19 protein-coding genes and 1 pseudogene are annotated in these 26,533 nt (G+C 72.4%); 6 read left to right on the top strand and 14 right to left on the bottom strand.

What is annotated here, in order from left to right; all coding sequences use genetic code 11:
• Position 1 precedes the first annotated feature (1 nt).
• From IPT68_RS27150 to eccB, 5 genes are all read right to left on the bottom strand, one after another.
• Positions 2–1,138: a S8 family serine peptidase gene (locus IPT68_RS27150; protein WP_189702087.1), complete on the bottom strand. Its 1,137-nt coding sequence runs from the start codon at positions 1,136–1,138 to the stop codon at positions 2–4.
• 187 nt (positions 1,139–1,325) lie between these two features.
• A complete protein-coding gene (locus tag IPT68_RS27145) occupies positions 1,326–3,002 on the bottom strand; it encodes a hypothetical protein (protein ID WP_189702065.1) in 1,677 nt (558 codons plus the stop codon).
• Positions 3,002–3,385, bottom strand: a complete 384-nt coding sequence (locus tag IPT68_RS27140; protein ID WP_189702066.1) for a hypothetical protein — start codon at positions 3,383–3,385, stop codon at positions 3,002–3,004. Before IPT68_RS27140 ends, IPT68_RS27145 begins: the two co-directional genes overlap by 1 nt.
• Before the next feature lie 335 nt (positions 3,386–3,720).
• Complete coding sequence (gene mycP, locus IPT68_RS27135; protein ID WP_228039925.1) at positions 3,721–4,959, bottom strand: type VII secretion-associated serine protease mycosin; 1,239 nt, start codon at positions 4,957–4,959, stop codon at positions 3,721–3,723.
• 14 nt (positions 4,960–4,973) lie between these two features.
• Entirely contained in the window at positions 4,974–6,497 is a 1,524-nt protein-coding gene (eccB, locus tag IPT68_RS27130) for a type VII secretion protein EccB (protein ID WP_189702067.1), read from the bottom strand.
• Between the two features lie 197 nt (positions 6,498–6,694).
• On the opposite strand from eccB, the gene eccE reads away from it, so the two are divergent.
• From eccE to IPT68_RS27115, 3 genes are all read left to right on the top strand, one after another.
• The gene (gene eccE / locus IPT68_RS27125; protein ID WP_189702068.1) at positions 6,695–8,011 is read left to right on the top strand and encodes a type VII secretion protein EccE; all 1,317 of its coding nucleotides are present in this window, start codon (positions 6,695–6,697) and stop codon (positions 8,009–8,011) included.
• Between the two features lie 5 nt (positions 8,012–8,016).
• Positions 8,017–8,790: a hypothetical protein gene (locus IPT68_RS27120; protein WP_189702069.1), complete on the top strand. Its 774-nt coding sequence runs from the start codon at positions 8,017–8,019 to the stop codon at positions 8,788–8,790.
• 342 nt (positions 8,791–9,132) lie between these two features.
• Positions 9,133–12,252 carry an SCO5717 family growth-regulating ATPase gene (locus IPT68_RS27115; protein ID WP_189702070.1) on the top strand — a complete coding sequence of 1,040 codons (3,120 nt, stop codon included), beginning with the start codon at positions 9,133–9,135 and terminating at the stop codon, positions 12,250–12,252.
• A gap of 94 nt (positions 12,253–12,346) precedes the next feature.
• Here the strand turns inward: IPT68_RS27115 and IPT68_RS27110 are convergent, their stop codons facing one another.
• The 9 genes and pseudogenes from IPT68_RS27110 to rimP all read right to left on the bottom strand — a co-directional run bounded on the left by IPT68_RS27110 (position 12,347) and on the right by rimP (position 24,320).
• Entirely contained in the window at positions 12,347–13,306 is a 960-nt protein-coding gene (locus tag IPT68_RS27110; protein WP_194074015.1) for a bifunctional riboflavin kinase/FAD synthetase, read from the bottom strand.
• Positions 13,307–13,428: 122 nt separating this feature from the next.
• Positions 13,429–17,073, bottom strand: a complete 3,645-nt coding sequence (locus IPT68_RS27105; RefSeq protein WP_228039924.1) for a trypsin-like peptidase domain-containing protein — start codon at positions 17,071–17,073, stop codon at positions 13,429–13,431.
• 256 nt (positions 17,074–17,329) lie between these two features.
• Positions 17,330–18,235, bottom strand: a complete 906-nt coding sequence (gene truB / locus IPT68_RS27100; protein WP_189702072.1) for a tRNA pseudouridine(55) synthase TruB — start codon at positions 18,233–18,235, stop codon at positions 17,330–17,332.
• Entirely contained in the window at positions 18,232–18,678 is a 447-nt protein-coding gene (rbfA, locus tag IPT68_RS27095) for a 30S ribosome-binding factor RbfA (RefSeq protein ID WP_189702073.1), read from the bottom strand. Before rbfA ends, truB begins: the two co-directional genes overlap by 4 nt.
• Positions 18,679–18,718: 40 nt before the next feature.
• Positions 18,719–19,012: a DUF503 domain-containing protein gene (locus IPT68_RS27090; RefSeq protein ID WP_189702074.1), complete on the bottom strand. Its 294-nt coding sequence runs from the start codon at positions 19,010–19,012 to the stop codon at positions 18,719–18,721.
• Positions 19,013–19,207: 195 nt separating this feature from the next.
• Positions 19,208–22,265: pseudogene (gene infB, locus IPT68_RS27085) on the bottom strand (translation initiation factor IF-2).
• A gap of 148 nt (positions 22,266–22,413) precedes the next feature.
• A complete protein-coding gene (locus tag IPT68_RS27080) occupies positions 22,414–22,710 on the bottom strand; it encodes a YlxR family protein (protein WP_189702076.1) in 297 nt (98 codons plus the stop codon).
• Positions 22,711–22,812: 102 nt separating this feature from the next.
• Positions 22,813–23,799, bottom strand: a complete 987-nt coding sequence (nusA, locus tag IPT68_RS27075) for a transcription termination factor NusA (protein ID WP_189702077.1) — start codon at positions 23,797–23,799, stop codon at positions 22,813–22,815.
• 2 nt (positions 23,800–23,801) lie between these two features.
• On the bottom strand, positions 23,802–24,320 hold the full coding sequence (rimP, locus tag IPT68_RS27070) for a ribosome maturation factor RimP (RefSeq protein WP_189702078.1): 519 nt from the start codon (positions 24,318–24,320) through the stop codon (positions 23,802–23,804).
• 196 nt (positions 24,321–24,516) lie between these two features.
• Here rimP and IPT68_RS27065 point away from each other — a divergent pair, with 196 nt between their 5' ends.
• Genes IPT68_RS27065 through IPT68_RS27055 form a run of 3 tightly spaced genes read left to right on the top strand, consistent with a single transcriptional unit; the run spans position 24,517 to position 26,498 of the window.
• A complete protein-coding gene (locus tag IPT68_RS27065) occupies positions 24,517–25,116 on the top strand; it encodes a hypothetical protein (protein ID WP_189702079.1) in 600 nt (199 codons plus the stop codon).
• Positions 25,113–25,577, top strand: a complete 465-nt coding sequence (locus IPT68_RS27060) for a ferritin-like domain-containing protein (protein ID WP_189702080.1) — start codon at positions 25,113–25,115, stop codon at positions 25,575–25,577. Before IPT68_RS27065 ends, IPT68_RS27060 begins: the two co-directional genes overlap by 4 nt.
• Positions 25,578–25,604: 27 nt before the next feature.
• Complete coding sequence (locus IPT68_RS27055) at positions 25,605–26,498, top strand: aminoglycoside phosphotransferase family protein (RefSeq protein ID WP_189702081.1); 894 nt, start codon at positions 25,605–25,607, stop codon at positions 26,496–26,498.
• Positions 26,499–26,533 lie beyond the last annotated feature (35 nt).

The raw sequence follows: 26,533 nt of genomic DNA, 5'->3' as shown, positions 1-26,533 counted from the left end.
GTCATGCTCCGCGTCGTGTCCGGAATACCGCGAAGGCGCCGCCGCCGATCACCAGGACGGCCGCTGCGGCTCCGAGGGCCATCCATGTGGTGGTGTTGGCAGCCGACTTCGAGCTTGATCCTGCCGCCGAAGTCTGGCCGTCCGAGGCGGCCTTGGGGGGTTGTGACGAGGTCGAGGCGGAGGGGGAGGCCCCCTTGTCGTCCGTGACGCCCGTCGCGTTTTCCTTGGCGAGCGGGTCGGTGTTGGCCGGGACAGGGTCGTAGTCGGCGTTCTCCAGCACCTTGCGGGGGCGAATCAGGCCGTATCCGAGGTACGTGCTCGGGTTGTCCTTCGCCCAGTCACGGCCGGCGGTGTCGATCAGGCTGGCGAGGACCTGGTTGGCCGTCCAGTCGGGGTGGGCGGACCAGATGAGGGCGGCGGAGGCGGAGGCGATGGCGGTTGCCTGGCTGGTGCCCTGGTTTGTGCAGTATGAGCGGAAGGTGTTGTCGCACCAGGTGGGGACATCGAGGCCGGGGGATGCCAGGTCGACGTAGTTGCCGTGCTCGGAGAACCTCCCGACCGTTCCTGACTCGTCCGAAGCGGCAACACCCACTACGTAAGGATAGGCCGCAGGGTAACCAATAAGGTTTTTCTCTTGAGCGTCATTACCGGTCGCGGCGAACATCAACTTACCCCTGATTTGGGCATACTTGATGGCCGCCAGGTCCTCCGGCCGTTCGATGTCCTCGCCGATCGACATGCTGATGATTTTGACGTCGCTGTCAGCGATTGCCCTGATCACAGCTGACAGTTGAGGAGCCTTCTTCTTCTCGCTCTCGTTGTTGAAATCCTTCATTGCCAGTCGATACGGAACAATTTTAGCCCCCGGAGCGAGACCCTTCAGACCGCCTTTAGCACCGTTGCCGGCGATCAGCTCAGCCATGCTCGTCCCGTGACCGTCATAGTCCTCAGTCGCCTTGAAGCCAACGGACTGCGGAACTTCGTCAGCGAGCACCTGCCCCTTGAGAGACGGAGTGTCTGCGTTGACACCTGTGTCCACGACGGCGACCTTGACGCCCTTGCCGGTGCTCACCTTCCACATCTCGTCGGCGTGCATCGCCGACAAGTACCATTGCCCGGACTGAACGTCTGCGGCCATTGCACCCGGAGCCAGACCTGCCGACACGGCGGTCAAGGCGCCAATCGCTGAGCAGACGGCGGAAATGCGTCTCCCGGCCCGTCCCACGAAAGGTGCGCGCCACCCGTCGCGTCGGCTGATCCCTACCACCATGCCTATGTCTGTCCTCGCTCTTGTCCGGTCAGTCGGTCGACGACGCCCCATCACGTCACTCGTCACGGCGTGTACGCGTCTCGCCAGAACGCTCTCCGCCCTCACGTCCAGGCGTCGCGCCCGTGGTACCCGGCGTAACTCCGCCGCTTTTGACTCCGTGAGCTCTCCCTGTCGGCGTTCCCACTACGCCATCGGGACTGCCGGCAGGCCGGCGAGGCGCCTGTCTCGTGCTCGTCGTGGGCCCCGGCACCCCGATCACTCCACGCTGACCCGGTCTTTCCGCAGTGCTCCTCGAGGTGATTGCGCTTTGGCCACCGATGACTGTTCCACGCGGACCCCTGGAACCTGCAGCGCCAGAGGTAGTTCCAGAGACTGGCCTCCCGCCGACGATGCCATCGGTGGTACGCCCGACGCCGGCGCGCCCGGTAGCAGTACCCCTGGCATTGGTGGCGCCCATTCCAGTGACAGGACCGCGCATGACGCCGCCCGCCTGCCCAGCCGCTGGTGCCGCAGGCTTGGGCACACCGCCAACGACGCTTTGTCCCCCAGGGCCGGTCGTACGACCAGTTGCCTGTCCTGATCCGACGGCACGTCCCACCGATCCGGTGGGACCAATCCCTGTTCGTCCGGCGGGGCTACCGGTCGGCGTACCACCGACCCGGCCCTGTGCCGACGCCGGAGTCTTGTTCAAAGGCACGGCACCGGAGCCTGAAGCGCTCCGGGCAGGATGCCGTGAAACAGGAGACGTCGAAACGGGGGCGATCGGATGAGGTGATCCCCCAGAAGCGACAGCCGGACCTGTAGTCGAAGTCGACGTTACGGGCGTCGGCTTCACGGCCTCCTGCGGCGGCGCAGTTCCGAGGCTGTCAATCTTCGTGCCGACGTGTTCCTTCGAAGGCAGGAGAGATTCGTCAACGCTCTTGTGTGATGTCGACAAGTCCTCGACAGGCGCTCGCGTTCCAGAATTCACGGGGGGATGATGCGTGCTTCGCGTATCACTCGTCGTTTCAAGGGTCCCTCGGCCTGGATGCTCAACCCTTGGGTCGAAGCCCGGCGGCGGCTTTGGGACCCCCACATCCGGCATCTTCGGGAACACCGGCTCCTCAGCCTTCTGCATCATCCCGTTCGACACCGTGTAGAACGACGCCAAGCGGTACATCTGGTTGATGGCTTCCTGCCGGTGCTTCTCCGCCTTCAGCGCCGCCGTGTACTCGTCGTTGCTGTCGACCTGCTTGGCTTCGGGGATGTCGTCGACCGTCTTGGGGGTGGAGCGGGTGTCACGCGGCGGCATGGACTTGCGTACCGACGCGAGTCCGGAGCTCGCCGCCATGACCTGGGTGCCCACCGTTTCGGCGTAGTCGGCGAGCGCCTCGGCGGTGCTGACCAGGTCGTTGCCCCAGGTGTGGAACGCCTTGTGCGCCTCGCCCTGCCAGTCGACGTTCTGCAGGTTCAGGCCGAGTTCCTCGGCGGCCGACCTGATGGCGTCCCGTGCGTTGACGAGAGCGTTGCCGGCCTCCTCCAGGAGCTCTGGGCTCGCGGACTCGACGATGTCGATCATCTGGTTGAGGTCGTAGTTCTCGAAGCTGGTCCTGCCGAAGTGGAAACCCCTGTCCGGTCCCCAGGGATTGATCACCTTGGTCATATGCATGACCGCGTCGAGGCTGCCGTTCTGCTGGGCGGCTTCCTGGTGCTCCGCCTGGTGCACATTCGGCTGGTTCTTGTCGCCGCTCATCAGTACCCCGCGTCGGTGAGATCGGCCTTGTTCTCGCGCTGGAGGTGCTCGTCCAGCATCGCGTCGCGTTGCTGGTTGACCTCGGCCCGGATCTGGTGGAACCGGTAGCGCGCCTCTTCTTCGAGGTTGTCGAAGGTCACGTCCACGCCGTGTACGGCGATCTGCATCGCCTCCAACTGGAGGCCGAGCGACTTCGACAGGGACGTGATGCGTTCGTGGACGCGTTCGTACTCCAGGTGCAGCGCCTTCGCTTCCGGGAAGTCACCCATGCCGAACGCGGCTTGCGACAGGCTGTGCGCCGCCACCTTGGACGCGCCGCCCGCCGAGCCCTCGAAGGCCCTGAGCAGATCGTCCACGCGCTCCTTGAACTTCGAAAGCGCCATCAGGCCACGCCGTACGTCTGCGGCCCCGCCCAAGTCTGCAGGAAGCACGAAGCTTTCCCTCCCCGTTGTCCGTTGCCCGTCCAGAGCGGCTCACGCCCCTCAAGAGTTCATGAATGCAACATCAGCACTCTATTGGGTCCCACTGACAGCCCCAACTGCCTTACCCGACAGCCGTCGTGTCGCTGATCGAGGTTGACTGGTTTTCGACGACGAGCCATCACCTGCGCGGAGCCGGCGGGCGATGAGCGCGCGCCGGCCGCCGGGTGCGTACGGTGCCGGCGGATCGACCTCCGGACGAGGCCCAAGGCCAGGTCCTGGCCGTTGGCGCTGTCCGTCTACTCCGCCCCGGCGACCCGCCGTGCCCGTCGCCGCGCGTCCCGAATCGCCACCGCTGTGCCGCCGAGGCCCGCGGCCAGGACCGCGGCGCCAACGGCCACGTACGTGGCGAGGCGGGCGTTGCGTTCGTCGGGGGTCTCGCCGAGCGAGAACTTCCCGGGTGTGGGGGCCTCGGCCTGGGTCAGGCCCTCCCGGGGGTTGGGTGACTCGATCGGGTGGTCGTCCTCCGTCAGCGCGCGGACGGGGTCCACCACGCCCCAGCCCACCAGGCGGTCGTGGCCGGCGATCGTGCGCTCCGCGGTCTGTTCGATCCGGGCGACGATCTGGCGGGCCGTCCAGTCGGGGTGCCTGGCCTTGATCAGCGCCGCTACGCCCGCCACGTACGGCGCCGAGAAGCTCGTACCGTTGTCGGAGCAGTGGCCGCCCTGCGGGACGGTGGAGATCATGTCGACGCCGGGGGCCGCCACGTCGACGAAGTCGCCGGACTGGGAGAACGACGCGCGCTCGTTGTTGCGGTCGGAGGCGGCGACGGCGAGGACGCCGTCGTAGGAGGCGGGGTACGTCTCCTTGACGTTGCCTCCGTCACCGTCGTTGCCGGCCGACGCGACGACGACGATCTTCTGGGCGAGGGCCTCCTTGACCGCTTGTTCCAGGTCGGGGTCGGGCTTCACCGCGTTCGAGGTGTCCTGGGAGATGTTGATGACCCCGGCCTCGGCCTGGACGGCGTGGCGGATCGCGGCGGCCAGGGATGCGGTGTCGCCGTGGCCCTCCGCGTCGTTCTGCTGGATCGGGATGATCGTCGCCTCGGGCGCCAGGCCCACGAAGCCGGTGCCGCTCGTGGGGCGGGCCGCGATGATGCCGGCGACCTTGGTGCCGTGGCCGACGGTGTCCGTCGTGCCGTTCTCCTTCCCCCGCTCGATCGGGTCGCCGTTGTCGTCCTTGAGGTTCCTCGGCAGCAGGTTGCGGCCGGCCTTCACGTCGACCGCGTCCGTGAGCTGCCGGTTCTTCACGTCGACGCCCGTGTCGATGACTGCCACCCGCACGCCCTCGCCGGTGGACCGGCTCCACAGTTCGTCCAGCATGACGCGCTGCAGTGACCAAGGGCGGCCCGGGTACAGGCCGTTGGGGAAGGTGCACTGGTCGGAGTACGGCAGCTTCCCCGCGGCCGCCGCGGGCGGCGTGAGCAGTGTGGTCGCCGTCAGCAGGGTCGCGGCCGCCACCAGTGTCGTACGAAGCACTGTCGCCGTCCTCCTCACGAACCCTGCGGCTGGCGTGCCGCCGCGGTCGACAGGCGTGGGCCGGTGGGCAGGAACTCCGACCAGGCGGCGGGGATCGGCGCCGGGTCGACGTCCTTGTAGCCGAGGAGGGTCTGGGCCTGCATGGCCTCCTTCTGCTGCTGCTCGCGCTGTTCGGCGGTCGTTCCGATGCCCGCGTCGTCCGTGGCGCTGTCGCCGTTGGACTGCAGGACGTAGCGCAGGCCCGTGTCGGTGACCAGGAACACCGGGCCGGTCCTCGTCGCCTCGCCCTGGAACTGACGGTAGAGCTGGCCCGATCCCGGCGTGACGTAGGCGCTGGAGCCCGCGGGCAGCCGCTCCGGGAAATCCGTGCCCGCCCAGGTGCTGAGGGTGGTGGCGCCGGTAGCTGCGTTCACTCCGCGCAGGACGTTGCAGATCGTGCTGCGGCTCCCCTTGGCGGACGACGCCTCATTGACGGGAGCGGGGTCCCCGGTGGGCCAGTGGTGCTCGGTGCCGAACGCCGTGCCCGGCACGATCTCACCGGGGCCGACCTGCCGAGCCTGACCGGCCTGGCCGAGTGGTGCCAGTTCCTCGCTGAACAGCAAGAGCTGCGCGACGAACGCCGAGACGGGGGCGATCCGGCCGGGCAGCACCACGTAGTACTGGACCGCGTTGTTGTCCATCGCCCTCAGCACCATGCCGACCTTGTCGGTCGCCCGGCCCAGCCGGCCCGGGGCGTCCGCCGCGTCACCCGGACGCCCGGTGATGTCCGGGAAGGTGATCGCGTCACCCCGGTGCAGCGTGTCGAGCCACCCGGCGGACACCCGCTGCGGCTGCCGGCCCGAGCCGACCACCGCACGCAGCAGCAGCTCGTCGCCCTTGTCGATCGGGTACGCCGTGCCGCCCGCGTCGACGACGTAATGCCTGCCGTCCCGGTCCGCGACGTAGAGCAGTTGGCCGCCGCTGAGCCGGCCCCTGCCCTCGATCGCCTTCACGTCGCGGCTGGAGAGCACGAGCGCGGCCTTCTGCACGGAGCCGTCGCCGCCGGCGCTCGGCCGCTCGCAGACCACCCAGCGCTTCGCGGTGCCGGCGTCCTCCGCCGAGGGCAGGCGGTCGGGCGCGTACGGGATGCCGATGGTGACGCCGTGCGGGATCCTGCCGTTGTCCAGGACGGACTCGGCGACGGTCACGACGTCGCCCTGCCCGGCCTGCAGCAGCAGTTTCGCGGAGGCCATGTTGAGGACCGGATGGAGCTGGGCCTGACCGTCGGTCTTCAGCACGACATAGCGCGTGGTCGACTTGCTGGCGACGATCACCTTGGCGTTGGGTTCGTCCCAGCCCTTCGGCGCGGTCGGCTTGAACATGCCCCACGCCCCGAACACCGCCATCACGACGATCCCCACGATGATGCCGGGCAGCACCGCGCGCAAGGGTCGCGGCGCTCCCTCCTCCGAGCCGTCGGGCGACGACTGCAGGAAGGCCGCGAGCATGCGGCGCTTCGCGAAGGTGTAGGCATTGAGCTGGTCCCGCCGAGATGCCATGTGTGCCTGTCTCTCCCCGTGTTCCGCGTGGCCGCGCGGGCGGGTGACACGCTCTCCCGCCTTCGATGTCGGACCGGCCCCCTACTATGCCTGGTATCCGTGGGGACTTGGGGTGACGGGTAGGGTGTCCGGGCCGTCTTGGGCCTCGTGTGGTGCTGGGACACGGCGAGTTGTGAAGTAGGCGGGGGGATGGAGTGATGGCTGCCGGAACACGCGCCCGGTCCCGTGGCCGGTCGCGGGAGGAGGGCTCCGCGGCGTCTCGGCAGACGACTGCGCAGCAGTCGGCCGCGTCGGGGACGCCGCACCTCGGAGCGCGTGCGGGGCGGGCCGGGGCATTCCGGTTGCAACGCGTCGTCCTGGTGGAGCTCGCCGCCGCCGCGCTGCTCGTCGGCTGGGTGATCGGGCCGGTGGCCCTGGTGATCGCCGCCGTCGTCGCCGTCTGCATGGTGCTGGTCGCGTTCGCCCGCCGCCGCGGCCGCTCCCTGCCCGAATGGCTGGCCACGGCACGGGCGTTGCGGGTTCGGCGGCGGCGGGCCGCGAGCACGCCGATCCCACCGGGCACGGAGCCGGGGCTCGCGCCCGCCGTGGAGTGCGACCCGAGCCTGAGAACGTACACGTACGCCGGCCGCGACCGCCGTCCCGTGGGCATCGTCGGAGACGGCACGTTCGTCACCGCGGTGGTGCAGGTGGAGGCCGACGCCACCGCGCTGCGGGCCGACCGGAACCGGCATCCGCTGCCGCTGAGACTGGTGTACGACACCTTGGAAGTGGACGGGATCCGGCTGGAGTCGGCCCAGGTCGTGCTGCACACGCAGCCCGCGCCCGCGCTCCATCTGCCGCGGCAGTCCGTGGCTGTGGCCAACTACGCGCCTCTTCAGGAGCAGACGGGCGCGCCGGCCGTCCGCATCACCTGGATCGCGTTGAAGCTCGATCCGGAACTGTGCCCCGAGGCCGTGGCGGCGCGCGGCGGTGGTCTGCTGGGCGCGCAGAAGTGCGTCGTGCGTGCCGCCGATCAGCTCGCGAGCCGGCTGACTGGAGCCGGGTTCCGCGCGACCCTCCTCGACGAGGAGGAGCTGACCGCCGCCATCGCCACATCGGCCTGCGCCAACCCCCTGGTGACGGCGGAGGCCGGCCGTACGGAGGCACGGGAACGGCGCACGGAGGAGTTGGGCCGGAGCTGGCGCTGCGACAATCGCCGGCACACCACGTACTGGATCCGCCGGTGGCCCTCGATGGGGGGTCGCCAGGCGCCCTCTCTGCCACAGGTCATCGCCCTGATCACGGCCGTTCCCGCGCTCGCCACCACCTTCAGTCTCACTCTGACACGCGGGGAACGGCAGGAAGTGTCCCTGTGCGGGCATCTGCGGGTGACCGGGCGCAGCGACGACGAACTCGTCGCTGCGCGCAGCGCGTTGCAGGCCGCGGCCCGCCACACGGGCACCGGCCTCGCCCGCCTCGACCGGGAACAAGTGCCCGGCATGCTCGCCACTCTCCCCCTCGGAGGCGCCCGGTGACGGCCATGACCACGCGAGCGGGAACCGCCACCGGCCGCGGTGAGCAGCGGCATCCCGCACCCGAGGGAGTGCGGGAGTTGCTGCGTCGCGGATTCGGGCTGATCGGTCCGCGACATCCGCGGCACTCCGCGTCCGTGGAGGCGCTGGACGCATTCGAGCTGCCCATCGGCGACGACGGTGTCGTCATCGGGGTGGACGCCGAGAACCGGCCCGCGGTGCTGGGGCTCAACAGGCCGACCGCTTACGACGTCGTCCTCATCGGCGGCCTGTGGACCGCCCAGGTCATCGCCCTCAGAGCGGCGGCGACGGGAGCGCGCGTCGCGGTGGAAACCGGACGTCCGCAGGCCTGGATGCAGATGGTGCACGCCATGGGGGGCGGGCAGAACGGCCTTGCCGTGTACGACGTCGGCCGAGTGCCCCCGCAGGGCACCTCGGCGGGAACGCCCGTGCTGGTGGTGCGGGACTGCGGTATGCGCCCGCCACGCGGCCGCGTGGTCTCGGGCCCCTGGCAGTCGGTGCTGACCGTGCTGCCGTACCTCAGCCCGGTGGCCCCCCGGCTGGTACGGCAGGCACGACTCGTCGGAGTGCAACGCGTCTCCCCGGACGAGGCCGCGGAGCTCGGGCGCACGATGACGTTGCCCCGGGCCGATGTGGACGCCCTGCCCACCCTCCCCGACGGCCTCACGCTGTGGTGCACCGACCACGACAGGCAGTACGTGATGACTCAGCCCACCGACGCCGAGGTCGGGCTGTTGGGAACGCCGCGAAGGATGGACTGAATCGTGCGCCGCCTGGCGCGAAGTGCACGTTCGTTGGCGTTTTTCCTTCCTGCCCCCTGGCAACCTCCGCTATCGGTGGGTTTGTTCACTCGAGGGACGGCTCGCAAGCGCCTTCGAGCCGAAGGTGACACCGCGAACCGGCCGTGATGGAGTGGACGGGCCTGCCTAGGCGGGCAGCGTGGTGATTAGGCTGGTACCGGGCGCGACGCCAGTACCCATGGACCGGGCGTCCGCGCCGCAGGGGGAGAGCCCGTGGATCGGACGACCTCGAATCGACCAAGCCCGACACGTAATGGTCGCCCCCGCACGGCATGAGGGTGCTCGACCACACCAGGAGGAATTGTGAGCAGCGATCGGGACGGGATCCGCGGGGGCTGGGCGACGCCCGGCGATGACCAGCCCGACGCGGAGGCCGCCGTCGAGATGACGGGCGAGTTCACCATCGACTACGCGCCGCCTGCCTGGTACACGCAGAACCCGTCCGGGGGGTCGGGGGATGCGGAGGACTCGGGGTCCGCTTCCGACGACTCCGACTCCGGGGCTTCGGGTGTCCCCGGGGTTTCCGGTGGTTTCGGTGCGCCCGGTGCCTCCGGTGGGCCCGGCGCATTCGGGCCCGCCCCGGCTTCCCCGGCGCCCACCTCACCCTCCGCCCCCACCACCCCGTCGACGCCGCCGCACGCCGACTTCGGGCCCGCAGTGACTCCTCCGGCGCACACCGCTCCGGCCGCGCCCTTCACGCCGCCACCGCCCGTGCCGGTGCCCGGAGTGCCGTTCACGCCGCCCTCGCCCGCCCCGGCGCTGGGCGTTCCGTTCCCGCCGCCCGCTCCGGCCGCTCCCTCGGCCGGAGAGGCGGCGGAGGCCCCAGGTGTGCCCGGGCTGCCCGAGGGGAGCGGGTTCGAGCCTCAGCCGCCGGCCGCCCCTGCCCCTGCCCCTGCCCCGGAGGCTTCCCGTGCCGCCGAGGAGGCGGGCAACGGGGATCTGGACAGCGGCGCCACCGTGCGCTTCTCCGCCGCCTCCTTGCAGCGGGAGATCGCCGACCTCGCGGCCGCGGCCGACGCGGCTGCCGAGGCACACGCGACGGCCGAGGCCGAGAACGAGGCCAACGTCGATGGTGAGGCCGAGGCCGATGAGCGGGTCGGCGGTGACTCCTCTGGCGCGTCGGAGGAGACCGGCGGCACCGAGAACGCCGGCGACGACCCACCTGCCGCCGACGCCCACGCCGCCCCCGACGCCGACCCCGGCGCGTCCGAGCCGGAGCCCACCGAGGGGACGGGCGAGGCCGCCGCTCCCGAAACGGAGTCGAGCGAGGCCGTCGAACCGGCCGAGGTCACCGCATCCGACACCGCGCCGCATGCCGACGCTCCGCAGCCCAACGCCCCGCAAAACGACGGTATCCAGCACAACGACCCCCAGGCCAACGCACCCCAGCCCCCCGCACCGCCCGCCCCGGACGCGCCCTCCGCCTGGACTCCCCCGCCCGCGCCGCACAGCGGAGTGCCGCCGCTGCCGCCGTCGTACCAGCCCGCGGCCCCGGCCCCCGCCGCCCAGTGGCCCGCACAGCCCCAGGCGCAACCCCAACCCCCGGCACAGGCCCAGCAGCCCGCCCCCAACGAGCCTGCCGCGCATCCGCACGCGCAGCCCGCCGCCGCGCAGGGCCAGCCGCCCGTGCCCGCGCAGCAACCGCCCTTCCAGCCCCAGGCCGAGCCCCACGCCGGGGCCCAGGTCCAGCCCCCGTCGCAGCCGCACCCCCAGTCGCCGGAGCCCGCGCCGGCCGCCTGGACCCCGGCCCAGGCCCCCCAACAGCCCGCCCCCGACCCCCACGCCCACGCCCAGCAGGGCTACGGCTTCCCGCCGGTCGGCGGTCCCAACGCGCAGGAGGGGTACGGCTTCCCGCATGTCGGCGCCCCCAACGCCCAGGGAGATTACGGCTTCCCGAATGCCGGCACCCCCAACCCCCAGAGCGGGTACGGCTTCCCGCAGCCTCCGGCGCAGCAGCAGGCCGCCCACCCCGGCGTCCCTGCGCAGCCCGACGCCCAGAACCCGTCACAGCCTCCCGTGGACGCCCGGCACGCCTACCCCCAGGTTCCGCACCAGGCGCAGCCCCCTCAGCAGCACCAAGCCCCTCACTATCCCCAGCATCATCCCCAGCAGCCCCCGGCCCCACCCGCGGACCCCCGCCTCGGCACGGCCTGGCCGCAACCCCTCCAGCACGACCAGCGTCAGCCCACCAACCCCGGTGCCGCGCCGCTCGGTTACACCGCCGCCGTCGAGCTGTCCTCCGACCGGCTGCTCAACAACAAGAAGCAGAAGGCGAAGAGCGGGCGTCCGGCCGCTGTCAGTCGGTTCAAGCTGGGCGCCAAGAAGGAGGAGGCCGAGCGTCAGCAGAAGCTGCAGCTGATCCGGACGCCGGTGCTGTCCTGCTACCGCATCGCCGTGATCAGTCTCAAGGGCGGCGTCGGCAAGACCACGACCACCACCGCCCTCGGCTCCACGCTCGCCAGTGAGCGCCAGGACAAGATCCTCGCAATCGACGCCAACCCGGACGCCGGTACGCTCGGCCGCCGCGTGCGCCGGGAGACCGGGGCCACCATCCGGGACCTGGTCCAGGCGATCCCCTACCTCAACTCGTACATGGACATCCGGCGGTTCACCTCCCAGGCCCCCTCCGGCCTGGAGATCATCGCCAACGACGTCGACCCCGCTGTGTCCACGACGTTCAACGACGAGGACTACCGGCGCGCGATCGACGTGCTCGGCAAGCAGTACCCGATCATCCTCACCGACTCCGGCACCGGTCTGCTCTACAGCGCCATGCGCGGTGTGCTCGACCTCGCCGACCAGCTCATCATCATCTCGACGCCGTCCGTGGACGGTGCGAGCAGCGCCAGTACGACGCTGGACTGGCTGTCCGCGCACGGGTACGCCGACCTGGTCTCCCGCTCCATCACCGTCATCTCCGGTGTGCGCGAGACCGGCAAGATGATCAAGGTCGAGGACATCGTCTCCCACTTCGAGACGCGCTGCCGGGGCGTCATCGTGGTGCCGTTCGACGAGCACCTCGCCGCCGGTGCCGAGGTCGACCTCGACATGATGCGGCCCAAGGTGCGGGAGGCGTACTTCAACCTCGCGGCCATGGTGGCCGAGGACTTCGTGCGCCACCAGCAGATGCATGGCCTGTGGACCAGCGACGGCAACCCGCCCCCCGTCGCCGCCCCGCCGATGCCCGGCCAGCCCCTGCCCGCCCAGCAGTACGCCCCCGGCCGGCCCTATCCGCCGCAGCACCCGGGGCAGCCTGTGCCGGGCCAGCCGGTGCCGGGTCAGCCCGTGCCCGGCCAGCAGTACGCCCCCGGCCGGCCCTACCCGCCGCAGCCCGGCCGGCAGGGCCAGCCGGCCCCCCACCCCCAGCACCCCGGTTACGGCTACCCGCAGCCCGGCCATCCCGACGGGCCGCCCCAGCAGTAGCGGACACCCGAGAAAAACAAGGGCGGCCGGTGCCCACAGGCACCGGCCGCCCTTTCACCGGCAGAAGTCACCGCCGCGCGAACCCTGCCACCGGCTACGACCCCGTCCCCTCCGCCGCCGCAATCAGCTCCCGGCACCGCTTCACGTCCTCCGCCATCTGCTCCAGCAGAGCCTCCAGCGTCTCGAACCTGGCCTGCCCGCGCACGAAGGCCAGGAAGTCGACGGCGACGTGCAGCCCGTACAGATCCAGCCCCACCCGGTCGATGGCGTACGCCTCCACCGTGCGCTCGGTCCCGTCGAACTGCGGGTTGGTGCCCACGGAGATGGCGGCCGGCATGGCCTCGCCCTCCACGACCAGCCACCCCGCGTACACCCCGTCCGCCGGGATCGCGGTGTGCGGCAGCGTCTCGACGTTGGCCGTGGGGAAGCCCAGGTCGCGGCCGCGCTGGGCGCCGCGTACGACGACGCCCTCGACCCGGTGCGGGCGGCCGAGGATCTCCGCGGCGCCCTCCACGTCCCCCGCGGCCACCAGCCGCCGGGTCAGCGTCGAGGAGAACGGCTCGCCGCCACCGGCCTCGCCCGACACGTACAGCTCGACGACCTCGACCTCGAAGTCGTAGACCGTGCCCTGTTCGGCGAGGAACTCGACGTTTCCGGCGGCCCGGTGGCCGAAGCGGAAGTTGGGGCCCTCGACGACCGCCTTGGCGTGCAGCTTGTCGACCAGCACCTTGACGACGAAGTCGGCGGGCGAGAGTTTCGAGAACTCCGAGGTGAAGGGCAGGATCAGCACCGCGTCCACCCCGAGCTCCGCCATCAGTTCGGCGCGGCGGTGGTGCGGCGCGAGCAGCGGCGGGTGGCTGCCGGGGCGGACGACCTCGCTGGGGTGCGGGTCGAAGGTGACGACGACGGCCGGGACGCCCAGCTTGCGGGCGCGGTCCACGGCGTGCCGGATGATGAGCTGGTGCCCGCGGTGGACACCGTCGTAGGAGCCGATGGTGACGACGCTGCGCCCCCAGTCCTCGGGGATGTCCTCCAAGCCACGCCAGCGCTGCACTGTGACCGCTCCTCGAACCCGTGTCCGTCTCTGCCTCTTACGCAGGTCTAAGGGTGCCATGCCGAGGGGGTCGGACCCGCACCGGCATGGAGGCTGTGACCGGACGCACGTGGTGCACGTGCTCATGCCAGGACCCGTGCGTCGGTCAGGTTCTCGATCATCCGGCGGGTGCTGGGGCCGACCACCGCGGCCCAGTCCTGCGGGGCGTGGTTCAGCCAGCGGGCGACCCGGGCGGCGAAGCCGGGGTCCTCGCGGCCCAGGTCGAGCAGGGTGCGGTCGAAGAGGGTCGCGCCGGCCGGGGTGCGCACGAGGAGCATGCCCGTGCGGTGGACCAGGGCGCGCAGTCCGTCCCCGCCGTGCCGGGCAGCCGTGCGCAGCAGGGCTTCCAGGACGGGCGGGGCGTCCTCGTGGACGAGGAGGAAGTCGCACAGTTCGCGGCGCAGGGGCCTAGAGACGGGGGTCCCGGACGCGCCCACGACGGTGGACAGCGCCGCCCGCAGCTGCTCGGGACCGCCGTAGAGCAGGCCGCTGACCAGCGGGAACAGTAAGGCCCTGGCGGTCGGCCCGGCGTCGAGCCGCCGGTCGACGTACGCGGCCACCGGCGCGGCCCGCTCCGGGCGGAGCGTCACGGCGTCCCGGAGGAGATCGGCGACCCGACGCGCCAGTGCCGGGGTCGCGGCGTCGGCGAGGGCGAACAGGGCCTCCTCCGCGTCCGGTCGGTGCAGCCGCGCCCGGAAGGCGCCGAGCACCGGCTCCGGGGCGCTCTCCAGGGCGGTCGCGAGCGCGCCGGCGGGCAGCCTCGGGTCGCCGGCCGCGAAGTGTTCGACGGCTCGGGCCAGGTGCCGGGCCCGGGAGTGCGGATCGCGTACGAGGAGGGCGAGCGCCCCGCCGTGCAGGGCGCCGTCGGCGGGGCGGGCGAGCAGGGCCTGGGCGGCGTGGCGCAGCAGCTCGCGGTCGGCCTCGTCGCGGGTGTGCGCGGCGGCGGCCAGCGCGTACGTCACCGCGGCGGCCCGCCGTGCCGGCCGCTCGTCACGCGCCCACCGGTCCACGGCCCGGCACACGGCGGCGGGTTCCTCCTCGGCGAGCACGCCGAGCAGCTCCTCACCCCGCCGGTGCGCGCTGTCGGCCAGCACCTCGGTGAGGTCGTCGAGCGCCCGGTGCCGGTGCGTGTGCAGCAGCGCCTGCGCGGCTGTCGCCACGGTCGCGTGGGGCGTCGCGGGCAGCGGCCGCTCGTCGTCGAACCAGCGGGTGAGATGCGGTTGTACGGCGACGGGGTCGTCGGCGAGCAGCCGGGCGGCGGCGTCGAGGTAACGGCCCCCGTCGGCCGGTCCGGTGTCGGCGAGGACCAGGCGGCGCAGCAGGTCGAGGCGCTCGGCGTCGGGCAGTACGGGCTCCGTCCAGAACGCGGGCCCGAACTCCCGGGGCACCGGCCGCCCCAGCCGCCGCCAGTCGACGATCGCGGCGGCGAGCAGCCGCAGCACACGCAGGTGCGGCGTGGCGTCCGGGACCCGGCGCAACGCCTCGCCGAGCAACCGGGCCGCCCACCAGGAGTGCGGGTCGGTGTCCAGGGCGTACACCAGCTCCTCCAGGCGGACGGAGAGCCGGTGCGGGCCGTGCTGCCGGGCGAGCAGGAGCATGGCCTGCACGACGGGACCGATGCGGTGGTGCGGGAGGGGCTCGGGGGCTGTGGCGTCGAGGGCGTCGCGGTGGTGCGGGATAAGCTCGCGGTGCGCGGCGTCGGGGGTGCGGCGGTGGTGGACCAGCGCGCGCAGGGCCTCGTCCAGGTCGAGGTGCGTGCCCTGGATCCAGTCGGCGAGTTCCTCGTGGGCGAAACGGTAGCCGGTGCCGGCGGGGACGAGGAGGCCTTCAGTGAGGACGGCGGACGCCCAGCCGGTGCCGCCGCCGAGCCGCGCCGGGGCCGGGCCCCACGGGAACACCGCGTCGAACGCCTCCCGGTCCAGCTCTCCCTGACCGGAGCCGAGGCTGCGCCGGGCGGCCAGGTGCACCTGCCCGGCCACTTTGGCCGCCAGTCGCCGTACGGCGGTGCCGCGCAGGCCGTTCTCGGCGGCCAGCCGCACGGCCACGCGCAGGCACTTCAGGTCGAGGTGCGCGGCGAGGACGTCGTGCCGGTCCAGTGGGCCGGCCGGCCGGGCGTCCGGGCGCGCGGCGAGGACGTCGGCGAGGAGGCGGAGGGTGAGGGGGTGGCGGGCGTCGGACGCGGCGAGGACCCCTTCGGGGATGCCGTGCCGGGCGCGGGCGCGCCGGGCCTCGTCCTCGTCGAGGTCGCCCAGGGGGACGCACGGGGGCAGGCCGCCTGTACCCGGGCCCGGGTACAGGCAGTCCTCGGGGAACTCCGCCCCCGCCCCCTCCCAGTACTCCGCCCGGCACGCCACGACCAGCCGCGTTCCCGTCTCCCCCAGCCACCGCACGCTGTTCTCGGTCCACTCGCGCAGACGGTGGGACAGAGCCGGCGGCATCTCCTCGGGGCTGTCGAGAAGCAGCAGCAGAGGGCGGCCGGCGGCACGGGCGAGCCCGGCCAGACGCTCGGGCCCGACGTCACCGAGAGCCCCACGGCCGCTCCCGACCCCACCGGCCAGGACCCCGCCGTCACCGGGGAAGCCCGCACCTCCACCAGGCAAGGCCCCGCCATCACCACAGAAGCCCGCACCTCCACCAGGCAAAGCCCCGCCCCCAGCCATCACCCCGCCCCCACCAAGATGGCCCGCACCAAAGGAGCCTTCGGGATCAGGGCACCCGCCCACCACCCGCCCCGCCCGCCGCAGCGCACGCCGAGCCGCGTCCCCCACCGACGCGTCGTCGTCCCGCAGATCGGCTCCCCGCAGCCACACCGTCGGCGCCGGCTCCGCGCCCCGGTCGCGCCGCGCGGCAAGGGCCGCGAGTTCCGTCGTACGCCCGCTGCCGGGCGGCCCGACCAGCCCGAGAACGGTGGCCGGGCTGTCGGCGAACGCGGCGAACTCCCGCACGACCGCCGCCCGTTCGACGGCCGGTACGGCCCCATCCGGCCCCGTGTGACCCGCGAGCGCCCCCGGCGGACCGTCCAGCCCCACTGTGGTGGCCGCCAGTTCCAGCACCCCGGCGAGGTTGAGATCGGCCCCGTACGCGGGCACCGTCGCCGCGTTGCGGGCCAGCAGGCCGGCCAGCGGCCCGCTCTCGGTGGGCCGCAGCGGTACGGCGAAACCGCAGTCACGGTGACCGGTGTGCAGCGCGGTGCCGAGCACGGCGACCACGGCACCGGACGCGGCGTCGACGACCGGCCCCCCTGCCGCGCCACCGCCCAGCCGGAGCGCGTCCCGTCCGGCCGTGCCGATCGCCAGCTCCAGTACGCCGTCGAGCTGCCGGAAGTGGTCCATGGCCGTGTAGGTGACGCCCGTCGCCGGTCCCAGCACCCGCGCCTCACGCCAGCGGCCCGCGGCGATCCGGACGTACGTGCCGGTCTCGATCCGGTCCCGCACGGTGATCGGCAGCGGCTCCGCCTGCAGCTCCTCGGCGTGCACGAGGGCCAGGTCGCGCTCCGGCAGCGGGGTGACCGCCTCGGCGGGTACGACGCAGCTGCGGTCCCCGGCGTGCAGGACCAGCCGGGCCAGTCCGTCGACGGCCTCGTGGCTGGTGAGGACGGTGCCGAGGTGGTCGGCGACGAAGCCGGTGCCGCGCGGCCGTCCGGCCATGTCGTGGACGCGGACGAGGGCGTCGTCGCGCGGGCCCGGCCCGGCGTCCTGCGGTGCGGTCCCCCGGCCTCGTGCCGCCATGGTCGAACCTCCCCGCCGTACCGCCTGCCTCCGTGCCCTGAGCTCGACGGTAGGGGCGGGATGATCAGGGAGACAGCACGCGTGACGAACGCGCCCCCCTGCACACCCCTGGTTCACTCCGAGCGCCTGCCCGGGCGGGTGAACGGACGGGGGTCGCTGGATACACCCTAGGGGTGGGGGGAACCGATGGGGGACCGTGGAGCGGCGGGAGTGCAGGGCCCCGTGACCGCCGCTCCACGGACGGACCGTGGGGGCGTCAGCCGAAGACGGCGAGGCTCTTGGCCTTGCCCCGCTGCGCCTCCACGAGCGCCAGGAAGCGGCCCTCGGGATCGAAGACGGCCACCGGCCCCGCGCCCGCGTACTCGTCGGGCATGTCGAGCCGCACGCCGTTCAGGAGCAGCCGGGCCCGCCTGCCGTCCACGTCCCAGCGCGGGAACGCGGCCGCGGCCGCCTCTGCGATCGGCATCACGATCAGCTCCTGCTGGAGCTGGTCGAGGGTGCGGGCCGAGTCCAGCCTGTACGGCCCGACGCGCGTCCGGCGCAGCGCGGTGAGGTGGCCGCCGACACCGAGGTCGGCGCCCAGGTCGCGGGCGAGGGCCCGGATGTAGGTGCCGGAGGAGCAGACCACCGACACGACGAGGTCGAGCACGGCGGTGCCGTCCTCGGCGACGGCGTCCCGGACGTCGTACACGCCGAACGACGAGACGGTGACGGGCCGGGCCGGGATGTCGAAGTCCTCGCCGTCGCGGGCCCGCTTGTACGAGCGGACGCCGTTGATCTTGATGGCGCTGACCTTGGACGGCACCTGCATGATGTCGCCGGTCAGCTTGGCGATGCCCGCGTCGATGGCCTCGCGGGTGACCTTCGAGGCGTCGACCGACCTCGTGATCTCGCCCTCGGCGTCGTCGGTGACGGTCGTCTGGCCGAGGCGGATCGTGCCCAGGTACTCCTTCTCGGTCAGCGCGAGGTGACCGAGCAGCTTGGTGGCCTTCTCGACGCCGAGGACGAGGACGCCCGTCGCCATCGGGTCGAGGGTGCCGGCGTGGCCCACGCGGCGGGTCTTCGCGATGCCGCGCATCTTGGCGACCACGTCGTGCGAGGTGAAGCCCGACGGCTTGTCGACGATGACGAGGCCGTCGGGCGTGGTGTGCTTCCGGGTCATGCGGTGGTGTCGTCCTCGTCGTCACCCGGCTTCTTGTACGGGTCGGCGTCACCGGCGTAGGTGGCGCCCGCCGAGGCTTCGCGCACCTTCTCGTCGGACTGGCGGGCCTTGTCGAGGAGGTCCTCGATGGTCCGGGCGGTGTCCGGGAGGGCGTCCGCGACGAAGGTGAGCGTCGGCGTGAACTTCACGCCGGCCGCCTTGCCGACCTCCGAGCGCAGGATGCCCTTGGCGCTCTCCAGACCGGCGGCCGCGGCCGTCCGCTCCTCCTCGTCCCCGTACACGGTGTAGAAGACGGTCGCCTCCCGCAGATCGCCCGTCACCCGGGTGTCGGTGATGGTGACGTGCGAGCCGAGCCGCGGGTCCTTGATCCCGCGCTGCAGCTTCTGGGCCACCACCTCTCGGATGAGGTCCGCCAGCCTCTTGGCACGCGCGTTGTCGGCCACTGGTCCGTCTCCCGTTCTTTCCTGATCTACGTTCTCTGGGTCAGTCGTCGTCGCCGTGGAAGCGGCGTCTGACCGACAGCAGTTCCACCTCGGGGCGCCCGGCGACGAGCCGCTCGCACCGGTCCAGCACGTCGCTGACGTGCCCCGCGTCGCCGGACACCATCGCGAGGCCGATCCGGGCCCTGCGGTAGAGGTCCATGTGGTCCACCTCGGCCGCGCTCACCGCGTACTTCCGCTGGAGTTCGGCGACGATCGGACGGACGACGGAGCGCTTCTCCTTCAGCGACCGCACGTCGCCGAGGAGCAAGTCGAAGGACAGCGTCCCCACATACATGTGTGCAACCGGTTCACCCGCCGGTCCGGGATCGATGGCCCCGCCGACTGGACGGGCGGGGACATCAAGAACGGTACCGCGCCCCTGCCGGAGGCTCGACCGGGTTTCGCCGGGGCCGCGCGGCGGCGCCCCGGTGGGCAAACCGCGGTGGCCGACGGGACGCGAGTCCCGTCGGCCACCGTCAGCCACGTGCCGTTACGCCCGCGGCTTCTCGCGCATCTCGTACGTCGCGATGACGTCGTCGACCTTGATGTCGTTGAAGTTGCCGAGGTTGATACCGCCCTCGAACCCTTCGCGGATCTCGGTCACGTCGTCCTTGAAGCGACGCAGGCCCTCGATGGTGAGGTTCTCCGCGATGACCTTGCCGTCGCGGAGCAGGCGCGCCTTGGTGTTGCGCCGGACCTCGCCGGAGCGGATGAGCACACCCGCGATGTTGCCCAGCTTGGACGAGCGGAAGACCTCGCGGATCTCCGCCGTACCGAGCTCGACCTCTTCGAACTCCGGCTTGAGCATGCCCTTGAGGGCCGCCTCGATCTCCTCGATCGCCTGGTAGATGACCGAGTAGTAGCGGACGTCCACACCCTCGCGCTCGGCCATCTGCGCGGCACGCCCGGCGGCGCGCACGTTGAAGCCGATCACGATGGCGTCCGAGCCCATCGCCAGGTCGATGTCGGACTCCGTGACCGCACCGACGCCGCGGTGCAGGACGCGGATGTCGACCTCTTCGCCGACGTCGAGCTGGAGCAGCGAGGACTCCAGGGCCTCGACGGAACCAGAAGCGTCACCCTTGATGATGAGGTTGAGCTGCTGGACCTCGCCGGCCTTGAGCACCTTGTCCAGGTCCTCCAGGGAGACCCTGCGGGTGCGCTTGGCGAAGGCCGCGTTGCGCTCGCGCGCAGCGCGCTTCTCGGCGATCTGGCGGGCCGTGCGGTCCTCGTCGACGACGAGGAAGTTGTCGCCGGCGCCCGGGACGTTGGTCAGACCCAGAACCTGGACCGGCGTGGACGGGCCGGCCTCGGCGACGTTGCTGCCGGTGTCGTCGAGCATCGCCCGCACGCGGCCGTACGCGTCGCCGACCACCATCGTGTCGCCGACCCGCAGCGTGCCTCGCTGGACGAGGACCGTCGAGACGGCACCACGGCCGCGGTCGAGGCGGGACTCGATCGCGATGCCCTGCGCGTCCTGGTTCGGGTTGGCCCGAAGGTCCAGGGCGGCGTCGGCGGTCAGGACGACCGCCTCCAGCAGGCTGTCGATGTGCAGGCCCTGCTTGGCGGAGATGTCGACGAACATGGTGTCGCCGCCGTACTCCTCGGCCACCAGGCCGTACTCGGTCAGCTGACCGCGCACCTTGGTCGGGTCCGCACCCTCGACGTCGATCTTGTTGACCGCGACCACGATCGGCACGTCGGCCGCCTTGGCGTGGTTCAGGGCCTCGACCGTCTGCGGCATCACACCGTCGTTGGCCGCCACCACGAGGATCGCGATGTCGGTCGACTTCGCACCACGGGCACGCATGGCGGTGAACGCCTCGTGACCCGGGGTGTCGATGAAGGTGATCGCCCGGTCCTCGCCGTTGACCTGGGTCGCGACCTGGTAGGCACCGATGTGCTGGGTGATGCCACCGGCCTCGCCCGCGATGACGTTGGTCTTGCGGATGGCGTCGAGCAGGCGGGTCTTACCGTGGTCGACGTGACCCATGACGGTCACGACCGGCGGACGGACGACCAGGTCCTCCTCGGAGCCCTCGTCCTCACCGAACTCGATGTCGAAGGACTCCAGCAGCTCGCGGTCCTCCTCCTCTGGGCTGACGATCTGAACGGTGTAGTTCATCTCGTCGGCCAGAAGCTGGAGCGTCTCGTCGGAGACGGACTGCGTGGCCGTGACCATCTCGCCGAGGTTCATCATGACCGCGACGAGCGACGCCGGGTTGGCGTTGATCTTCTCCGCGAAGTCGGTGAGCGAGGCACCGCGCGACAGGCGAATGGTCTCGCCGTTGCCGCGAGGCAGCATCACACCGCCGACCGACGGGGCCTGCATGGCCTCGTACTCCTGACGGCGCTGCCGCTTCGACTTGCGGCCACGACGCGCCGGACCGCCGGGACGCCCGAAGGCACCCTGCGTACCACCACGGCCGCCGGGGCCACCGCCGGGACGGCCGCCGAAGCCGGGACGGCCACCGCCGCCACCGCCGAAGCCGCCGCCACCACCGGGGCCGCCGCCACCGGGACGGCCGGCGAAACCGCCGCCGCCACCCGGGCGACCGCCGCCACCGCCGCCGCCGGGACGGCCGGCGAAGCCGCCGCCACCACCGGGACGGGCGCCGCCGCCGGACGGCGGCACCGGCCGGGCCACGACCGCCGCCGGGGCCGGGACGCGGGCCGGCAGCGGGACGCTGCGGCATCATGCCCGGGTTCGGGCGCGGACCGGCGGGACCGCCGCCGGGACGCGGGCCGCCGCCCTGCGGACGAGGCATCGAGCCGGGGCTCGGACGGGAACCGCCCGGAGCCTGCGGACGCGGACCGCCGCCCTGGGCACCGGGGCCCTGCGGACGGGGACCGGCGCCGGGGGCACCGGGGCCGGGACGCGCGCCCTGCGGACGGGGCGCCTGCGGGCGCGCCATGCCGGTGGAGCCACCGGAGGTGAAGGGGTTGTTACCGGGACGCGGACCGGCCGGACGTGCACCGGGACGCGGCGCGGAGGCGCCGGGACGCGGGCCCTGGCCGCCGGGGCGCTGGCCCTGACGGTCCTGGCCACCCGGACGGGCGCCGCCGGGCTTGGGGGCGCCGGGACGGGTGCCCGGCTTGGGGCCGGACGCTGCGGCCGGGGCCGGGGCCGACGGCGGAGCGGTGAACTCCGGGGCGGCCGGGGCCGGACGCGGCGCGGGCTTGGGGCCCGGCGTCGGACGCGGGCCGGGGGTCGGCGCGGGCGCCGGAGCGGCGGGAGCCGCCGGTGCCGCGGGCTGCTGGGCAGCGGCGGGCTTGGGAGCGCCCGGCTTCGGAGCAGCCGGACGTGCCGCCTGCGCCGGGGAGGGCGCGGCGGGCTTGGGGGCGGCCTTCCGGGGAGCGGGCTTCGCGGCGGACTTGCCGTTGCCGCTGCCCTGCTGGAAGGCGTCAGTCAGTTTGCGTACTACGGGCGCCTCGATCGTCGAAGACGCCGATCGGACGAATTCACCGAGTTCCTGGAGCTTGGCCATGACGACCTTGCTCTCCACACCGAACTCCTTGGCGAGTTCGTAGACCCGGACCTTAGCCACTTCGCTCCTTTGAGGTCCGGGTTGCGGCCGGACCGTCGCTAGTTCATGGGCGTACTCATCGCGTACTCATCGAGTGCTCATCGCAATCTCGACCTGCTTTCGACTCGCGAGGTACCAGGCCGCACGGGGCTTCCGTACGGCACGCTTCTTACCGTGTTGCCCGATCGGCAACTGTTGTCCGCTCGACGTGCCGGCGCAACGCCTTTGTGTCGAGCGCTCCCGGGGCGCGCAACGCCCGCGTGAACGCCCGGCGACGTATCGCCTGGTCGAGACAGACCAAGGCGGGGTGTACATAGGCACCCCGGCCGGGCAGCGTACCGCGAGGATCGGGGACGCACTCGTCCTCGATCGCCACGATGCGCAGCAGCTCGGTCTTGGCCGCTCGCTCCCGGCACCCGACACAGGTACGTTCCGGGCAGGCGCGGGCTCGCGTCCGGCCAGACACTCCTAAGTCTACCTCCCCGTAACGACCTCACCCCTACGGGGCAGAGATCGAACAGTTGCAGCGCGTATAACTGTCGTGATCCAACCCCCGCGGGGGCGAGATCTATTCCCCCGGCTGTTCGGTGTCCGGACGGATGTCGATCCGCCAACCGGTGAGCCGGGCCGCAAGCCGGGCATTCTGCCCTTCCTTGCCGATCGCCAGGGACAGCTGGTAGTCGGGCACCGTCACCCGGGCGGAACGGGCCGTCATGTCAACCACGTCGACCTTGGACACCCGAGCGGGGGACAGCGCGTTCGCCACCATCTCGGCCGGGTCGTCCGACCAGTCGACGATGTCGATCTTCTCACCGTTCAGCTCGGCCATCACGTTGCGCACCCGGCCGCCCATGGGGCCGATGCAGGCGCCCTTGGCGTTCAGGCCCGAACGGGTGGACCGGACGGCGATCTTGGTGCGGTGACCGGCCTCGCGCGCGATGGCGGCGATCTCGACGGACCCGTCGGCGATCTCCGGCACCTCCAGTGCGAACAGCTTCTTCACCAGACTGGGGTGCGTACGGGACAGTGTCACCGACGGACCGCGGACGCCCTTGGCCACCCGGACGACGTACGACCGCAGCCGCATCCCGTGCGGGTAGCTCTCGCCGGGCACCTGCTCCTGCACCGGCAGGATGGCCTCCAGCTTGCCGATGTCGACGAGCACGTTCTTCGGGTCACGGCCCTGCTGCACCACGCCCGTGACGATGTCGCCCTCGCGGCCGGCGTACTCGCCGAGCGTGGCGTCGTCCTCGGCGTCGCGCAGCCGCTGCAGGATCACCTGCTTGGCGGTGGTCGCGGCGATCCGGCCGAAACCGGACGGGGTGTCGTCGAACTCGCGGGGCTCCTGGCCCTCCTCGAGGTCCTCGGGGTCCTCCTTCGCCCACACGGTCACATGTCCGGTCTCCCGGTTGAGCTCCACGCGCGCGTGCCGGCGGCTTCCCTCGGTGCGGTGGTAGGCGATGAGGAGGGCCGCCTCGATCGCCTCCACGAGCAGGTCGAAGGAGATCTCCTTCTCCCTCACCAAGCCCCGCAGGGCGCTCATGTCGATGTCCACGGCTACGCCTCCTCCTCTTCCGTCATGTCCTTCTCGTCCTGCTTGTCCTTGCGGCTGAACTCGACCTGGACCCGCGCCTTGGCGATGTCCTCGAAGGCGAGCCTGCGCGCCGTGGGCCTGCGCCCCTTGACCCCGGGTACCTCGGCGTCGACGCCCTCGTCGTCGACCGTGAGGATTCTGGCCACCAGTTCTCCGCCCTCCGCCAGCTGGAATCTGACCAGCCGGCCGGTGGCGCGCACATAGTGCCGGTGCTGTGTGAGGAGGCGTTCCGCGCCCGGGGTTCCGACCTCGAGGGTGTACTGACCCGCGCCCATCGCGTCCGTCTCGTCGAGCCTCGCCGAGAGCGCACGGCTCACATCGGCGATCGAGTCGAGATCCGCTCCGCTGTCGGAGTCGACGACGACGCGCAGCACACGCTTGCGTCCGACCGAGTCCACCGCGATCTCTTCGAGATCCAGACCCTGGGAGGTGACGAGCGGTTCCAGCAGTTCTCGCAGCCTCTCGCTCTGGGTGGTGCTCATCCGGGTGACTCCTCGGCCGCGTGTGCTGTTGTGGGAAGGTCGCGTGTCTGGTCAAAGGGTATCCGGTCCCGGGCGGTGTTGCCGTCCACCTGGGTGCGGGCGGTGCCGGTGAGTGGTCTCGGACACGTGCGCGGGTACGGTGATCACGGGCGCGCCGCCCCTCATTTTTTCGTACGAGTCTTCGAGGACGTCACCCGTGCCGATTTCCCTGTCGCCGCGCATGCCCTCGGGGCCGCGCAGAAGGACCCTGCTCGCCTCGGCCGCGGGCGTCGCCCTGCTCACGGGCTGCTCCGGCGGACCTGGCGGCTCCGACACCACGGGCGGCAGCCCATCGGCCGCCGACCGCGCACGCGCGCGTGCGGCCCGCGACAGCGACGCGCTGGTGGCGCGCTACGACGCCGTGCTGGCCGCCCACCCGGGGCTCGCTCAGCGGCTGAAGCCACTGCGGGAGGAGGCGGTGCGGCACGCGCAGGCGTTCGGCGGCGTCGCGGCACAAGCCTCCGCCACCGCGGCGGCCCCGGCGGGCGGCAAGGCCTCCCCCACCGACGCGGCCCCGGCCGGCGGCCAGGCCTCCCCCACCGGCGCCGCCCCAGCCGGCGGCAAGGCCTCCCCCGTCGTCCCGGGCACCGAGCAGGCGGCCCTGGCCGAGTTGGCCGCCGCCGAGCGGGCGCTCGCGGACCGGCGGACCGAGGCGCTGCTCGAGATGCCCGGCGAGCTGGCGCGGCTGCTGGCGTCGGTGGCGGCGGCCGGGGCGGCACACGCGTATCTGCTCACGGAGGGTGAGGGCAAGGCATGAGCGAGGCGAAGAACGGGGAGCTGCGGGCCCTCCAGGCGGCGCTGGCGGCCGAGCACGCGGTGGTGTACGGCTACGGCGTGGTCGGTGCCAGGATCGGCGAGAAGCGGCGTACCGAGGCACGGGCGGCCTACGACGCCCACCGGGCGCGGCGGGACGCGCTGGCGCGCGAGGTGCGTGCGCTGGGCGCCGAGCCGGTGGCCGCGGCGGCCGGCTACGCGCTGCCGTTCCAGGTGACCGACGGCGAGACGGCCGTACGGCTCGCCGCCGAACTGGAGGACCGGGTGGCGGGCGTGTACTCCGACCTCGTGCGGGCGGCGGACGGCGGACGGCGGGGCCTCGCGGCGGCCGCACTGCGCGAAGCGGCGGTGCGGGCGGTGCGCTGGCGCGGCCGGAGCGTAGCCTTCCCTGGGCTCGCCGAGCGGGCCGGCGCCGCCTCGGCGTCGGCGACACCGTCGGCGTGACGGGTACTGGAAGGGGACACCTCGCGTATGGCTTTCGAACCGCCGCAGCGTCTGGTCAGGGCGCTCGGTGAGACGGCGCCGGACGGTGACGACTGGCTGGAGAAGCTTCCCGAGGCGGCCCGACAGGCGGTCGCTCTACGCGAGTTGACCGTGGAACGGGTGCAGGTGCCGGGCGGCCGGAGCAGCCTGGTGCTGCTGGTGCGGCGGGCGGACGGCACGCCCGCGGTGCTGAAGCTGGCCCCGCCCCGGGCCCGCCCGGCGAGCGAGCGCGCGGCGCTGGCGCACTGGGGCGGGCTGGGCGCCGTACAGCTGCTGGAACCGGTCGCCGAGGACGGGGCGCTGCTGCTGGAGCGGCTGCATCCCGAGGTGTCGGTGCGGTCGCTGCCCGAGGCGAAGGCCCTGCTGGAGGCCGCGGGCACGCTGCGAAGGCTGTGGGTGGCGCCGCCGGAGGGGCATCCCTTCGAGACCGTGGCCGGACGGACCGGGCGGCAGGCCGAGGCGATGCGGGCGAGCGCCGACGCGGAACTCGTCCCGCTGGTGGACGCGGCGCTCGCCGCCCGCGAGGAGCTGCTGGCGGCGCCACCGGAGCACTGCCTGCTGCACGGCACGTTCCGGCAGAGCAAGGTGCTCGCCGGGGACCGGATGCCGTGGCTCGCGGTCGGCCCCGACCCGGTGGTCGGCGAGTGCGCCTTCGACCTGGCGCGGCTGGTCAGGGACCGGGTGGAGGATCTGATCGCCGCGCCGTCGGGCCCGGCGACGACCCGGCGGCGGGTGAAGCGGCTCGCGGAGTCGCTGGAGGTGGATCAGGAGCGGCTGCGAGGCTGGACGCTGTTCCGGGCCGTGGAGTCGGGCGTGCGGGCCCGGCGGGTGGGCCGGGTGCAGGACTCGGAGCTGCTGCTGGAGTTCGCCGGGTGGCTCTAGGACGTCCAGGGCGTTGACATGGCCGGGTCCCGGGG

Origin of the sequence: Streptomyces chromofuscus (assembly GCF_015160875.1) — a bacterium.
GTDB lineage: Bacteria > Actinomycetota > Actinomycetes > Streptomycetales > Streptomycetaceae > Streptomyces > Streptomyces chromofuscus.
Note: the sequence above shows the minus strand (reverse complement) of the source record. Positions and strands in the feature narration are given on the sequence as shown.